This is a genomic window from Nocardia cerradoensis NBRC 101014, assembly GCF_000308535.1.
In the GTDB taxonomy this organism is placed as follows: Bacteria; Actinomycetota; Actinomycetes; order Mycobacteriales; family Mycobacteriaceae; genus Nocardia; species Nocardia cerradoensis.
Genome location: NZ_BAFW01000053.1, coordinates 32,687 through 47,278, shown reverse-complemented (window position 1 = coordinate 47,278; position 14,592 = coordinate 32,687). Strand labels below are relative to the sequence as shown.

At 67.1% G+C, this 14,592-nt stretch carries 10 protein-coding genes; 2 read left to right on the top strand and 8 right to left on the bottom strand.

Annotated elements, in window-relative coordinates; translation table 11 throughout:
* Window positions 1-156 precede the first annotated feature (156 nt).
* A complete protein-coding gene (locus ON23_RS06735) occupies window positions 157-561 on the bottom strand; it encodes a globin (RefSeq protein ID WP_030512691.1) in 405 nt (134 codons plus the stop codon).
* Window positions 562-905: 344 nt separating this feature from the next.
* On the opposite strand from ON23_RS06735, the gene ON23_RS06730 reads away from it, so the two are divergent.
* Both ON23_RS06730 and ON23_RS06725 read left to right on the top strand, forming a co-directional pair.
* Window positions 906-1,625, top strand: coding sequence for an HNH endonuclease (locus ON23_RS06730; protein ID WP_174372269.1), 720 nt, complete (start codon window positions 906-908; stop codon window positions 1,623-1,625).
* A gap of 116 nt (window positions 1,626-1,741) precedes the next feature.
* Window positions 1,742-2,683 (top strand): NAD-dependent epimerase/dehydratase family protein, encoded by a 942-nt coding sequence (locus ON23_RS06725; RefSeq protein ID WP_039776981.1) that lies wholly within the window; start codon window positions 1,742-1,744, stop codon window positions 2,681-2,683.
* 15 nt (window positions 2,684-2,698) lie between these two features.
* Here ON23_RS06725 and ON23_RS06720 read toward each other — a convergent pair whose 3' ends face one another.
* From ON23_RS06720 to ON23_RS06690, 7 genes are all read right to left on the bottom strand, one after another.
* On the bottom strand, window positions 2,699-3,352 hold the full coding sequence (locus tag ON23_RS06720; protein ID WP_039776980.1) for a DUF8185 domain-containing protein: 654 nt from the start codon (window positions 3,350-3,352) through the stop codon (window positions 2,699-2,701).
* A gap of 32 nt (window positions 3,353-3,384) precedes the next feature.
* A complete protein-coding gene (locus tag ON23_RS06715) occupies window positions 3,385-3,858 on the bottom strand; it encodes an acyl-CoA thioesterase (RefSeq protein WP_262985033.1) in 474 nt (157 codons plus the stop codon).
* A 143-nt stretch (window positions 3,859-4,001) separates the two neighbouring features.
* Window positions 4,002-8,903, bottom strand: coding sequence for an NAD-glutamate dehydrogenase (locus tag ON23_RS06710; protein ID WP_039776979.1), 4,902 nt, complete (start codon window positions 8,901-8,903; stop codon window positions 4,002-4,004).
* Window positions 8,904-9,150: 247 nt separating this feature from the next.
* Entirely contained in the window at window positions 9,151-10,827 is a 1,677-nt protein-coding gene (ettA, locus tag ON23_RS06705) for an energy-dependent translational throttle protein EttA (protein ID WP_036499326.1), read from the bottom strand.
* A gap of 75 nt (window positions 10,828-10,902) precedes the next feature.
* Window positions 10,903-11,412 carry a single-stranded DNA-binding protein gene (locus ON23_RS06700; RefSeq protein WP_051042141.1) on the bottom strand — a complete coding sequence of 170 codons (510 nt, stop codon included), beginning with the start codon at window positions 11,410-11,412 and terminating at the stop codon, window positions 10,903-10,905.
* Between the two features lie 159 nt (window positions 11,413-11,571).
* A complete protein-coding gene (locus ON23_RS06695) occupies window positions 11,572-12,522 on the bottom strand; it encodes a threonine/serine dehydratase (protein WP_039776978.1) in 951 nt (316 codons plus the stop codon).
* On the bottom strand, window positions 12,519-14,555 hold the full coding sequence (locus ON23_RS06690) for a bifunctional copper resistance protein CopD/cytochrome c oxidase assembly protein (RefSeq protein WP_039776977.1): 2,037 nt from the start codon (window positions 14,553-14,555) through the stop codon (window positions 12,519-12,521). Before ON23_RS06690 ends, ON23_RS06695 begins: the two co-directional genes overlap by 4 nt.
* Window positions 14,556-14,592: the final 37 nt, after the last annotated feature.

Sequence of the window (14,592 nt, the reverse complement as noted above, 5' to 3'; positions counted from 1 at the left end):
GCATCGGCGAACGAGCGTGGATAGATCTGATAGAACACCGCCGAACGCCACCATGGCGGCGCCGATTCCTCCGTATGCCCGGCGGCGTCCCCCACTGCCGCGAGCTCAGCATGCTCCCTGGCCGACGACGCTGTCACAGTCGAATCCCCGGCCCGCTCACATGGGGGAATTCATCAGCGAATTCGCGGCCATCTCCAGGTAGTCGAGCAACGCACGCCGATGTTCGTCGTCGAGAACGTCCGGCTCGATCTCGGCAATCGCGATGTGCATACAGCGCAACCACGCGTCACGCTGGAGCGGTCCGATGCTGAACGGCATATGCCGCATGCGCAGCCGGGGATGTCCACGTTCGTCGGAATAGGTGCGCGGGCCGCCCCAGTACTGTTCGAGGAACATGCGCAACCGGCGCTCGGCCGGGCCGAGGTCCTGCTCCGGATACATCGGCCGCAGGATCTCGTCGGCGGCCACCTCCCGATAGAACGCCGCGACGATCCGCCGGAACGTTTCCGCCCCGCCGACCGCCTCGTAGAACGATGTCGCCGTCTGTTCGCCGGAAGTCATCGACCCTCTCGATCTGCTCGCCTGCCCGTATCCGCCCACCATTGTGCCCGCACCGCCCGCGGACGGCCCACCCGTGCGACAGCCGCCCGACGGTCACCGGCGGATCACGCGACGTTCAGACGACGGTCGCCGCGGGGACGGCAACACGGCAGATAATCGCCCCCGACACCGGTATCCGGGCACCGGATACCGAGCCGCACCGCGTCGACCACCGGCGATCCGTGCACCCGGCCCGAATTTCGGCACCGAAATCACTGTGCACACGGGCACGTTCCGTGGTCAACTTGGTGACAGTGTCTGCCGATCAGCACACGAACCGACCTAGCAGAATTCGGGGTCCATCCATGAAGCAGCGGCACGGCGCCCGGTCACACGAGGCGAGAACGCACCGACAACTCCAGCCCGCCGATGTCCACAATCGTGGGTCGGGGGCTACTCCGCTGCATATCCTCTCCGCATATTCCTCTCCGGGACATCCGTCCGCGTCACCGGGACATTCGTCCCCGGGTGCGATCACGCACCGAAATACCGAATCCGCAGCTACCGCCTGGTCCAAGAGCCGGGTACTGCTTCTGAATGCCACCTACGAGCCACTGACCGCACTGCCCGCCCGGCGGGCCATCGTGCTACTGGTCTGCGACAAGGCCGATACCGTTCATCACAATCCCGAGGGCCCGGTCGTCCACTCCGCCGGCGCCTCGGTCGCGCTGCCGTCGGTGATCCGGCTGCGCAACTACGTGCGAGTGCCCTACCGCGCTCGGGTCCCCATGACCCGCGCGGCACTCATGCACCGGGATCGTTATCGCTGCGCGTACTGCGGCGGAAAGGCCGAAACCATCGACCATGTCATTCCACGCAGTCGCGGGGGCGCGCATTCCTGGGAGAACTGCGTAGCCTCCTGCGCTCCCTGCAATCACCGCAAGGCCGACAAACTCCTGAGCGAGTTGGGCTGGACGCTCATGCATCCCCTGGTCTCGCCGACCGGGCCGCATTGGCGATTGCTGTCGACCACGTCGGATCTGGATCCGGTGTGGTTGCAGTACCTGGGCGAGGGCGCTGCCTGACCCATGTGACAGCGCTGATCACAATCGTGAGCGCTGCTCTTGAAATATTCACGGATGTGGGGCACACTCGTCCGTGAGCACCAGAGCAGTGCTCTCCAAAGTGATAGGAGCCCACCATGTCGGATCTGCATGTCGTCACCGGAGCCGGACCCGTCGGCACCACGATCGCCGAACAGCTCGCCGCCACCGGGGCGACGGTCCGCATCCTGACCCGGTCGGGCAGCGGACCGGACCATCCGCTCATCGAGCGACGCGCGGTGGACGTCAACGATCGGCACCAGCTCGCCGCCGCGGTCGACGGTGCCACCGCGATCTACCACTGCATCCACGCGTCGCAATACTCCGCGCGGACCTGGCGTGCGGAACTGCCCGGCGCCGAACAGACGATCCTGGACGTCGCGGGGCGCACCGGGGCAGTCGTCGTGTTTCCGGAGAGCCTGTACTCCTACGGCCCGGTCGACCGGCCGATGACCGAAAACATGCCGCGCACCGCCGATTTCGGCAAACCGGCGATCCGGGTGCACCTCCTGCGCGCTCGCGAGGCATCGCCGACGCCGACGGTCAGCGTGGCCGCCTCCGATTTCATCGGGCCGCATGTGCGCACCTCGCACGCCGGTGACCGGATGGTGCCGAATATCCTGGCCGGCAAGACCGTTCAGATTTTCGGCAAGGCCGATCTACCGCATTCGTTCACCTATATGCCCGATCTCGCCGCGGCCATGATCCGGGCGGCCGCGGACAGCACCCTGTGGAACACCTTCCTGCACGCCCCGACCGCCCCGGCGGTCACGATGCGCGAACTGGTGGCCGCACTGGCCGAGGCCGCTCGGATGCCGATGCCGAAAGTTGTTGCGCTGCCGGGCTGGACACTGCGCACGGCCGGCGTCGTGAGCTCGATGATGCGGGAACTGGCAGAGATGAACTACCAGTTCGAGCGGCCCTTCCGACTCGATTCCACCCACAGTGAGAGACTGCTCGGCCTGGCGCCGACACCACTGCCGGAGGTTGCGGCAGGCACCGTCGCGTGGTGGAAAACCGCTGTGGCGGAAGGGAAGTGACCTACCGGGCGCCGGTCATCCGGCCAGTAGCGGTCCACTGCGGCGTCGGGCGACCGAGCCGTACCGGGCATCCAGCCGCAGCCAGCTGCGGGTGGCCCGCACCCGCACCGTCTCGCCGGGCGCGATACGGCGAGAGTCGGCTTCGCCGCCGGCGTGCGGAATGAAATCCATTGCGGTGAGCGCGAAGACGACGCGCATCGGGACCTCGACCCGTTCGTCGCCGCCGGTGACGGTCAGCACGGTCTGCTCCAGCAGCGAGGCAGGCGGACCGTGGCCGGCACCGTGTTCGGCTGCCACCTGAGCGCCGCGTTCGGCGAGTTCGACCAGGCTCCGGGCCGGAACATCGTCGATATGCATGAATCCCACAGCCGGCGGCAGGGCGGTACGCCAGGCCGAATCCATCGAATACCCCACCTCGATGCGCCCGTCGGCGCCGGGCCGTTCGAGTCCGGACAACGCGGCGTCGCCGGCGACGGTGACGTCCACGACGTCCAGTTCGCCGACCACCGTGCGCGCGGCCAGTACCTCGAATCCGGTGGCCGTCCACGCGGTGACGTAGCGGTCGCCGCGGCGGTGCAACCGCACCACGGCAGCCGGATCCAGCCGGATCGCATGGGTGAGGAAGGTCGCGAGGTTCTCCCGCTCGGCGGGATCGGATATGCGCAGCATCGAACCGAGGTCGTCCGTAGGTGTCGTCGCCGCTATTCGGCCCGCCACAGGCTCAGATATTCGCGCTCCTCGTCGGTGAGCCGGCGCAGCCGCTGGGTGTCGATATCGAAGGCCGCGATCTGAGTGCTGGCGACCACTGCCGGCGGCGAATCCAGTGCCACGCCGTTCGCGCGGACCTCGTAGCCGATGGTGAAATCCACCGCGCGCAACTGTTCGATCCACATCGCCACATCCAGCGGCGTGTCCTCGTGCCGGAGTTGGCCGCGGTAGCGAACGTGCAGATCGGCCAGGACACAGCCGGTACGCAGCCCGGCAGTGGGCCGCTCCCCCTCGAACAGCCACGGAATACGCGCCTCCTCGAGCAACGTCACCATGCGGGCATGGTTGATGTGCTGAAAGACGTCCATATCCGACCACCGGACATCGACCTTCGCGTGGAAACGCTTAGGCAGGACGACGGTGCCTCCTGCCTTCACAGCCCCGTTCACCGAGCCGACACTGGTCACGCTGTTCACCTCCGATCGGATTCCGCCCGCGCACATCGTGCGGCGTGCCTGCGCGGGCGGACGAGCAAGCCGAAGCGGCGTGCGACTCCGATGTCGGGACCGCTTCGGCTAACCAGTATGCAGGTTCGGGGCTCGACCGCCGTTCAGCGAGGCACCTCCGACTGCGCTCCCACACCGCTGACCATGCTGCGGACCTGCCGCGCCGCGACCGAGAGCGTCGCCAGATCGTGTGCGCCGGAGGCGAACAGTTCCGACAGCGCCGCCCGCGCGCGGCCGAGCCGGGACTGGTTCTTCGACTCCCAGTACGCGATCTTCTCCTCCGCGGTCTCCTCCGGATCACCGGCGGACAGCACGTCGAGGGTGAGCGACCGCAGCGACCCGTACATATCGTCGCGCAGCGCGAGCCGGGCCAGGGCGTGCCAGCGATCGCCGCGCTCCAGATGGCTCACCGCCTGCAGCAGCCAATCGATCTTGAGGTGCTCGTTGAGCGCGTAGTAGAGCGCGCCGACTTCTTCGCCACTGCGGTCGGTGATATCCGCGATATCGACGACGTCGAGCAGCGGGAACAAGTTGAGCAGACCGAAGACCTCGGTGGCCAGATCCTCCGGTACACCACGCGAGACGATCTCGGCCGAGGCTTCGGTCAACGTGTCGAGGTGGTGGCCACGCAACCATCCCGGGACCTTCGGCGCGAGTTCGCGGACCGAACCGCTGTAGCGGTGGATTTCGGCGCCGACCGCGACCGGCTGCGGCCGGTTGCTCAGCAACCAGCGCGACGCGCGGTCCAGGGTCCGCTTGGTCTCCAGCTCCAATTCGTCCTTCACCGCCGTCGGGACGTCGGCGGCGCGAATGCGCTGCCACAGCGAATGCAGGTCGAAGATCTGGCTGGTGGCCGCGAAGGCGCGCACCACATCGGTTGCGCTGGCGCCGATTTCCTCGTTGAGCCGGTGCGCGTAGGTGATGCCACCGAGGTCGACCATCTCGTTCACCACCATCGTGGTGACGATCTCGCGGCGCAGCCGGTGACGTTTGATGGCACCGCCGAAGCGCTGGCGCAACGCGGCCGGAAAGTACTTCGGCAGCCGCGCGGCGAAGTACGCGCTGTCGGGCAGATCGCTGTCGAGGAGATCGGCCTTGAGCGACAACTTCACGTGTGCGAGGAGATTCGCCAGTTCCGGCGAGGTGAGACCGGTCCCGGCCTCCGCGCGGCGGGCGAGTTCCTTCGTCGACGGCAGGGCTTCCAGTTCCCGGTCCAGGCCCCGCCGCTGTTCCAGATCCTCGATCACGCGCATGTGCACGTTGAGCATGCGCGGCGCCTCGGTGCGCGACATCCCCATCAGGTAGTTCTGGGAGACGTTGTCCCGCAACACCATGTCCGAGACGTCGTCGGTCATCGAGGACAGCAGCGGGTTGCGGTCGCCGACCGGCAGTTCACCGGCGGAGACGACCCCATCCAGCAGCACCTTGATATTGACCTCGTGGTCCGAACAGTCGACGCCGGCGGAATTGTCGAGTGCGTCGGTATTGCATTTGCCACCGAGTTTGCAGAATTCGATTCGCCCCAACGCGGTGACGCCGAGGTTGCCGCCCTCTCCGATGACGCGCACGCGCAGATCGCTCGCGTTCACGCGCACCGCGTCATTGGACTTGTCGCCGACATCGCCGTTCGACTCGGTACTGGCCTTGATATAGGTACCGATTCCGCCGTTCCACAGCAATTGCACCGGTGCCCGCAGAATGGCCCGGATCATATCCGGCGGAGACAGCGATACGACATCCTCGTCGAGGCCGAGGGCGCGCCGGATCTGCGGGCTCACCGGAACGGCTTTCACGGTGCGATCCCACACACCGCCGCCTTCGCTGATCAACGAGGTGTCGTAATCCGCCCACGACGACCGCGCCAACCCGAACAACCGCTTCCGCTCCGCGAACGACGACGCCGCCACCGGATCCGGATCGATGAAAATATGCCGATGATCGAACGCCGCCACCAACCGAATATGCTCCGACAACAACATCCCGTTACCGAACACATCCCCCGACATATCCCCCACACCCACCACCGTGAACTCCTCACGCTGGGTATCGACATTCATCTCCGCGAAATGCCGCTTGACACTCTCCCACGCACCCTTCGCGGTAATCCCCATCGCCTTGTGGTCATACCCCGCCGAACCACCCGACGCGAACGCATCACCCAACCAGAAACCGTATTGTTTGGCGACATCGTTGGCGATATCGGAGAATGTCGCCGTCCCCTTGTCCGCCGCGACCACGAGATAGGTGTCGTCACCGTCGCGCCGCACCACCCGCGCCGGCGGAATCACCTCACCACTGGCGTGATCGACATTGTCGGTCACATCCAGCAGACCGCTGATGAAGGTGCGATAGCACTCCACCCCTTCGCCCTGCAGCGCCTGGCGGTCGGTCGCCGGATCGCCACTGGGCGCCGGCGGGCGCTTCACCACGAATCCGCCCTTCGCGCCCACGGGCACGATCACCGCGTTCTTCACCGCCTGTGCCTTGACCAGACCCAGAATCTCGGTCCGGAAATCCTCCAGCCGATCCGACCACCGCAGACCACCCCGCGCCACCGGGCCGAACCGCAGATGGACGCCCTCGACCCGCGGCGAGTACACGAAGATCTCGAACTGCGGCCGCGGACGCGGCAGCTCCGAAATCGCGTGCGGCTCAACCTTCATCGACAGATACTCACGCGGCCGGCCATCGGCGTCGACCACGTAGTAGTTGGTGCGCAGCGTGGCGGTGACGACACCGAGAATGGCTCGCAGAATGCGGTCGGCGTCCAGGCTCACGACCTCGTTGATCCGTTTCCGCACCGCGGCGCGCAGCTCGTCTGCACGGTCCGAGGAGGCCGAATCGGGATCGAACATCGCCTCGAACAGTCCGACGAACAGCTGCGCGATATCCGGTGAGGCGAGCAGAACGCGAGCGATATTGGCCTGACTGTACGGAAAGTCCGCCTGCTGCAGGTACTTCGAGTAGGCACGCAGAATCGACACCGACCGCCATGGCAGTCCGGCACGCAACACCAACTCGTTGAGCGGATCGCTTTCCGCCCGGCCGTGCCAGAGGGCGTCGAACGCCTCGGTGAAGCGCTCACGCAACCCGCGTTCCTGTGCGTGGAGGACATCGAGCCGGTCGGCGGTTTCCACCAATTCGGCGTCCATGTTGCGATCCAACGACATTCGCAGCAGATCGGGTCGCGCCTGCAAGCCGAAGTCGTAGATCCACGCCATCCTGCCGTCGCCGAATTCGACCTCGTAGGGCCGTTCGTCGACCACCTCCACACCCAGGCTCTGCAGCAGCGGCAGCACCTGGCTCAGCGAGATACCGCCGCCGACGTACAGGGTGAAGCGCCAGGACCCGGGCTCGGCACCCGGCCTGCGATACAGATGCTGATCGATGGCCCCGCCGTCGAGGCGCTCCAGCCGAACGATATCGGCCAGCGCCCGGGAGGGCTCGAAATCCTCCTTGTACCCGTCGGGCAGCGCGGCCGCATATCGTTGCACCACAGCGGGATCCAGCACCGTGGACCGGGCCACCTCGTCGCGCAGATGATCGTCCCAGGTGCGACTGGCCTCGGCGAGCAGATTCTGAATCCGCAACCGATTGGTTTCGGATGTATCCACCCGCGTCCCCGGTTCGGGGAGGTGCACAGTGAAATACACACTGGCGAGCTCGTTTTCGGACACCCGCGCGGAATAGTCGATCGATTCGCCGCCCAGTTCGCGCACCAGGATGTCCTGGATCTCCAGTCGTACCCGGGTGGTGTAGCGGTCGCGCGGCAGATACACCATGGCGGCCACGAAGCGGCCGTAGGAGTCCTGGCGGAGGAACAACCGCACCTGCCGCCGAATCCCCACGCTGAGTACGGCGCTGGCGGTCCGGCGCATCGTGTCGATATCGGAGGAGAACAGTTCGGTGCGGGGGAAGGACTGGATCACCTCGAGCATCGCCTGGCCCGAGAACGATTCCAGATCGAATCCGCACTGTTCGATCACGGTGCGCACCCGCCGCGCGATCACCGGGATGTCGAGCACGTTCTCGTGCAGGGCGGCGACGGTGAACACGCCGATGAACAGATGTTCGCCGACGACCGTGCCCGAGGCGTCGGATTCCGCGACGCCGACGAAATACGGATAGACCGAGCGGTGCACGGTCGCCGGTACCAGCCCCTGGGTGAGCATCAGCAGCGGGCGCCGGCCGCCGTTGCCCGGAACCTGGAAGTCGGTACCGACATTGGGCCGCAGCACACCGAGGCAACTGTCCGGCACGACAACGGATTTCGTTTCCGCTCCGGCCGCGGGGCGACGCTGGTAGCGGGCGTAGCCGAGGAGGGTGAAATGCCCGTCGGCCAGCCACTCCAGCAGATGCGCGCAGTCGACCAGGTCGACGACCGGATACGGCGAGGTGCCCGCGTCCGCCGTGCGGATCAGATCGTGGGCGAGTCGATCCTGTACCGCGCGCATCGCCTCGGTATCACCGATGACCTGCCGCACGTCGGTGAGCACATCGGGCACCTCGGACTCGATGCGTTCGAGAACGTCCCGGCTCGTGGACGGGTGCAGCTGTACGTGAATCCAGGATTCCCGCAGGCCGGTCACGCCGTTGCCGTCGACCTCGTGCGGTGCCGCGGAGTGCAACCGCCCTTCGTCGTCGCGCATCACCTCGAAGATCGGGTGGATCACTTCGCTGACGGTGACACCGATCCGGGTCAGGGCGGACGCCACCGACTCGACGAGCAGACGCATATCGTCGGTGACCAGTTGCACGGCCGCCCCGATACCGCTGCCGTCGTCCGGGTGGTAGACCCGCACGCGCGCCGTGCCCGCAGGACGCTGCAAGCCCAGTTCGAGATGCCTTCGGAAGACCAGCGCCGAACTTCCGGTGATCGCACAGTCCACGTCGCCGGCATCCACGTGACGGAAGTACGCCGACTCGAGCGTTGCGAGTTCTCCCCGCAGCGGCTCCGGCAGACTCTCCGCCCACGCGTTACTGGACAATTCGGACGAGACCGTCATTTTTTTCGCCAACTCCCTCGGATTCGGTTCCGCAACAAAGTGACGCCGGAGTCGAGAGTAGCTGCGCAGCCGAGGCGCCGGGGTGGATTCCTTCTAAACCCTCGGCGACGCTCAGCTACCTCGAACGGGCCGGTTGGTACGCCCGCGCTCGCAGCCTACGCCGGGACCGGGGTAGGGCGCGATGACGTTGCGCCCCAGAATGATTGACGCACGTCCGGGTGGTCGGCCGACTACGCGAGCCGCAAGATCAGTCGCGAGTCAGCTTACGGTGAGTAACGCGATGCGGACGGGCCGCCTCCGGGCCCAAGCGCTCGACCTTGTTGGCCTCGTAGGCCTCGAAGTTGCCCTCGAACCAGAACCACTGGGCCGGATTCGAGTCGTCGCCTTCCCACGCCAGGATGTGGGTGCAGGTGCGGTCGAGGAACCACCGGTCGTGGGAGATGACCACAGCGCAGCCGGGGAAGTTCTCCAGCGCGTTCTCCAGCGAGCCGAGGGTTTCCACATCGAGGTCGTTGGTGGGCTCGTCGAGCAGGATCAGGTTGCCGCCCTGCTTGAGGGTCAGCGCCAGGTTCAGGCGGTTGCGCTCACCACCGGACAGCACACCGGCCGGCTTCTGCTGGTCGGGGCCCTTGAAGCCGAAGGCGGAAACGTATGCGCGCGAAGGCATTTCCTGGTTGCCGACCTCGATGTAGTCGAGCCCGTCGGACACCACCTGCCAGACCGTCTTCTTCGGATCGATCCCCGCGCGGTTCTGGTCCACGTAGCTCAGCTTCACGGTGTCGCCGACCTTGACCTCGCCGCTGTCGGGCTGCTCGAGTCCGACGATGGTCTTGAACAGCGTCGACTTACCGACACCGTTCGGGCCGATCACGCCGACGATGCCGTTGCGCGGCAGGGTGAACGACAGATCCTTGATCAGCTGCCGGTCGCCGAAGCCCTTGTCCAGGTGCTCGACCTCGACGACCACGTTGCCCAGGCGCGGACCGTGCGGAATCTGGATCTCCTCGAAGTCCAGCTTGCGCATCTTCTCCGCTTCGGCGGCCATCTCCTCGTAGCGACCGAGACGGGCCTTGTTCTTGGCCTGGCGGGCCTTGGCGCCCGAACGCACCCAGGCCAGCTCCTCCTTGAGCCGCTTCTGCAGCTTCTGGTCCTTCTTGCCCTGCACCTCGAGCCGTTCGGCCTTCTTCTCCAGGTAGGTGGAGTAGTTGCCCTCGTAGGGGTAGGCCCGGCCGCGGTCGAGCTCGAGGATCCAGCCGGCGACGTTGTCCAGGAAGTACCGGTCGTGCGTGACGGCGAGGACAGCGCCCTGATACTGGGCCAGATGCTGTTCGAGCCAGTTGACGCTCTCGGCGTCGAGGTGGTTGGTGGGCTCGTCGAGCAGCAGCAGGTCCGGCTTGCTCAGCAACAGCTTGCACAGCGCCACCCGGCGGCGCTCACCACCGGAGAGGTTGCCGACCGGCTCGTCCGGCGGCGGGCAGCGCAGCGCGTCCATGGCCTGCTCGAGCTGGGAGTCGATATCCCACGCGTCGGCGTGGTCCAGGTCCTCCTGCAGCTTGCCCATTTCCTCCATGAGCTCGTCGGAGTAGTCGGTGGCCATGAGTTCGGCGATCTCGTTGAAGCGGTCCAGCTTCACCTTGATCTCGCCGAGGCCCTCCTCCACGTTGCCGCGGACGGTCTTCTCCTCGTTCAACGGCGGCTCCTGCTGCAGGATGCCGACCGTCGCTCCGGGCGCCAGGAACGCGTCACCGTTGTTGGGCTGGTCCAGTCCGGCCATGATCTTCAGCACGCTCGATTTACCGGCGCCGTTCGGACCGACGACGCCGATTTTGGCGCCCGGAAGGAAGTTCAAGGTCACATCGTCGAGGACGACCTTGTCGCCATGCGCCTTGCGAACTTTCTTCATCTGGTAAATGAACTCAGCCATGTAGGAAAGCCTATCGGTGTCGGAACCAGTGGGTCGAAACGGAGGACCGCGCGAGCGGAGCAGAGGTAACGGTAGTCATCCGGCGTCGGCGGCCGCCGCGGAGACCGGATCGACGGTAGTCGATACGACGCCCGCCGCGGGGCCGGACTCGCCCGGCGGCGCCTCGGGCACCGCGTCGTCCCCTCCGGGGACAACGTGTAGGTCCGGGCCGGAGTTCCGCGCACCGCCCCGCCGCATCACCGGAGCCGTGCAACGGCCCAGGTCGGGCCCCAGCGCGGCGGCTCGCATCTCGAGATCGTGGCGTTGCACACCTTCTCTGGTCCGGTACTCGTTGGTGCGCAGCTGACCGTAGGCGATGATCGGATCGCCGCGACGGATGGAGGCGTCGACCCCCTCCACCAGCCGCCGCCAGCAGGTCACCGTCAGGAACAGGGTGCCGCCGTCCACCCAGCCGCCGGTATCGCGATCGAAGCGGCGGGCATTGCTGGCCATCCGGAAACTGACCACCTGCTCCCCACCGGGCAGACTCCGCCGCACCGGATGTGTGACGACGGTGCCGATGACGGCGGTATTCGCCTCGTACATGGTTGTCCCCCTTCATGTTTCGACTGTCCCCGTCGTGGCGCCCGCGGCTGCCGTGACCTGTTCAGCGTCGCCGATTTCGCGGTTCGCCACCAGTGCCGAATGCGGATATGTGGACAACTCAGGTAGGTGTGAACAGATGTCGTTTCCGAATTCTCGTCGCTAGAGGTTGCTCACGTCCGTATTGGCGCCGCACAGCACGATCACCGGCCGCTCGCCGGGTTCGGGGACATAGGCCCCGCTCTGCACGGCGGCCAGTGCCACCGCGCCCGCCGGTTCCACGACCAGACGGAATTCGCGCCACAGATATTCGCGGGCCATCGCGATGGCATCGTCGCCCACCAAGAGCGAGCCGACGCCGTAGCGGATCGCGGTGTCGAGTGCGATGTCACCGATCCTGGTGGCACCCAGCGCGTCCGCCGCGATGCTGTCGACCGGCACGTCGACCGGGCGCCCCGCCGACAGCGCCGCGTACAGCGTCGGCGCGCCCTTGGGTTCGACACCGATCACTCGCGACCGTGGACCGAGCGCGATCGCGATACCGGCCATCAGTCCCCCGCCACCGACCGCCATCAGCACCGGCGGCCGCCCGCGCACCTGGCGTTCGATCTCGAGTCCGACCACACCGGCCCCGGCGACCACCGCCGGCAGATCGTAGGCGTGCAATTGCAGCGCGTTACGCTCCGCGGTCACCGCGTCGGCGTGGCGTTTGGATTCGGCATAGGTCGTTCCGTGCCACAGCACCTCCGCGCCGTATCCCCACATCGCCGCGACCTTGGTGTGCGGCGCGGTTTCCGGGACGACGACGGTACAGGGGCGCCCGCGCAGCGCACAGGCCAGCGCCGCGGCGATACCGGCATTGCCACCCGAGGCGATCACCACCGGACGGCCGTCGTCCGCCGACTGCAGCAACGCGTTCAGGCTGCCCCGCACCTTGAACGTGCCGCCGTGCTGCAGATGTTCGAGCTTCAGAGTGACCTTGACCGGCCCCTCGGGACCGGCCACCTCGGTGTGGAACACGGGCGTGACCCGCACGTCGTTACCCAGCCGCTCGCGCGCGGCCCGGATGTCGGCGCGAAAAAGGCGCGGAATCCGCGCGGGCGCCTCGGTCACGGTTTCACCTCGCGGTCGCGTTTCGCCAGTTCGGCGAACATGGCGTTGTGCGCGGCGAGTGCGGCGTCGTGGTCGCGGTCGGCGGCCCGGTCGAAGCGTTTGGCCGTGCGGTTGTCGCTGCGCGACCACTGCACCAGCAGGGCCAGCATCACGAGGACCAGGGGAATCTCACCGCTGGCCCAGGCCAGACCGCCGCCGGTGCGCTGATCACCGAGCAGATCGGTGTTCCAGCTCAATCCGAGCCCGCGATAGAACCACTCGCCCATCACCGTGGTCATGCTCATCAGCGCGACCCCGAAGAACGCGTGGAACGGCAGCGATCCGAACACCATGCCGACCTTCGTGAGCGGCTGCACCTGGCGTGGCTTGGGGTCGATACCGAGAACGACCCAGTAGAACAGGTAGCCCGAGACCAGGAAGTGCAGATTCATCGCCAGGTGGGCGCCGTGCTCGCCGACCACCGCATCGAAGATGCCGCCCAGGTACAGCGCGTAGAAACCGAGGATGAACAGCGCCGCGGCGACGGCCGGCTGAGTCAGGAAACGGGAGACCGGATTGTGCACCGCGGCCAGCACCCATTCCCGCGGTCCGGGCGGTGCGTCGCGACCGGCGGCAGGCAGCGCGCGCAGGGCCAGCAGCACCGGGCCGCCCAGCGCGAACAGCACCGGCGCCAGCATCGACAGCAGCATGTGCTGGGCCATGTGCACGCTGAACATCGCCGGGGCGTAGCGGCCCACACCGGAACTGGTGGCGATCAGCAGGACCGCACATCCGCACAGCCACGCCACGGTCCGGCCGACCGGCCAGGAGTCGCCGCGCGCGCGCAACCGCCGCACGCCCACCAGATACAGCACCGCCAGCACAATGGCGAGCGTGCCGAACATGATGTCGAACCGCCAGTCGAACAGGATGCGAGCGGCGGTCGGCGGCCCGGCGAGGTTGTACCCGAGTTCGACCTCCGCGGGCGAGGGCACCCGTTTCAGATCCGGCGGCGGGGTCCGGCCCAGCCCGACGGCCAGTCCGATCGTGGCCGCGAAGATCAGCACCTCGACTCCGGCATAACTGATCAGGGCGGAGCGGTCGCGGGGGTTGTCGGCCAGCGCCGGAACGGCGCGGCGGCGCTGCAGGAATCCGGCGACACCGAGCAGGCAGAGCGCGACCGTCTTCGCGATCACCAGCCGGCCGTAGGTGGTGGTGAACAGCTCGTCCCACGGCACCCGCACCCAGGCATTGAGCACGCCCGAGACCGCGACGACCGCGAACGCACACGTCGCCACCACGGAGAATCGCCGTGCGGCGAGACCGGTGTGTTTTCCGCCGCGCATCGCGTAGGCGAGGACCGCGAACAGGCCGCCGACCCACACCGCCATGCCCACCAGATGCAGGATCAGGCTGTTCGTCGCGACGTCGTGGGCGCCTCCCGAGGACGAATGTCCGGTCAGCGCAACCGGAATCAGGCACAGCAGCGACCAGGCGAACAACACCGGCGTCCAACCCCAGCGCAACGCCAGCCGGCAGCCGATGGCCAGCAGAATCGCCATGATCGCGGTGGCGCGCCAGGACCCCGCGACATCGACCTTGCCGATGGCATGCCAGATCTGATCGGGCCGCAACACCGAGCGCACCGGCTGGCCGGTGGTGTCCGACAGCGTCAACGGCACCAGCAGTGCCGAGGTCACCGCCCAGGCCAGCGCCGCGATACCGGCACGACGAAGAGCCCGGTAACCGCCGACATCCAGCAGGCCGTCGCGTTGCGGCGGGCACAGGAACGCCGCGAAGAGCAGCGATCCGACCGCGACCGCACCCGAGAAATCGGCCAGCGCCCGCACCGCGGGCAGGCCGTAGGTGGTCAGCGGTCCGGGGTCGGGAATGCCGAGCAGAGTCAGCGCCTGGGCCGCCGACAGACTGACCACGATCGGCGCGACCAGGGCGGTCAGACCGACAGCCACCACCGCCAGCACCGGGAACGCCGTCGCCTCCGGCCGCACGGCCTGGGGGTCGGAATCGGCGGGCGGGTCCTGCGGTGACGACATACTATTCAGCGTAGTTGGCGGCCCACCTCACAGCCTT

What these genes read in the sequence shown, in the direction of transcription:
- ON23_RS06735 (WP_030512691.1), bottom strand. Translation starts at nt 561, where the DNA reads ATGACTTCCGGCGAACAGACGGCGACATCGTTCTACGAGGCGGTCGGC.
- ON23_RS06730 (WP_174372269.1), top strand. Translation starts at nt 906, where the DNA reads ATGAAGCAGCGGCACGGCGCCCGGTCACACGAGGCGAGAACGCACCGA.
- ON23_RS06725 (WP_039776981.1), top strand. Translation starts at nt 1,742, where the DNA reads ATGTCGGATCTGCATGTCGTCACCGGAGCCGGACCCGTCGGCACCACG.
- ON23_RS06720 (WP_039776980.1), bottom strand. Translation starts at nt 3,352, where the DNA reads ATGCTGCGCATATCCGATCCCGCCGAGCGGGAGAACCTCGCGACCTTC.
- ON23_RS06710 (WP_039776979.1), bottom strand. Translation starts at nt 8,903, where the DNA reads ATGACGGTCTCGTCCGAATTGTCCAGTAACGCGTGGGCGGAGAGTCTG.
- ettA (WP_036499326.1), bottom strand. Translation starts at nt 10,827, where the DNA reads ATGGCTGAGTTCATTTACCAGATGAAGAAAGTTCGCAAGGCGCATGGC.
- ON23_RS06700 (WP_051042141.1), bottom strand. Translation starts at nt 11,412, where the DNA reads ATGTACGAGGCGAATACCGCCGTCATCGGCACCGTCGTCACACATCCG.
- ON23_RS06690 (WP_039776977.1), bottom strand. Translation starts at nt 14,555, where the DNA reads ATGTCGTCACCGCAGGACCCGCCCGCCGATTCCGACCCCCAGGCCGTG.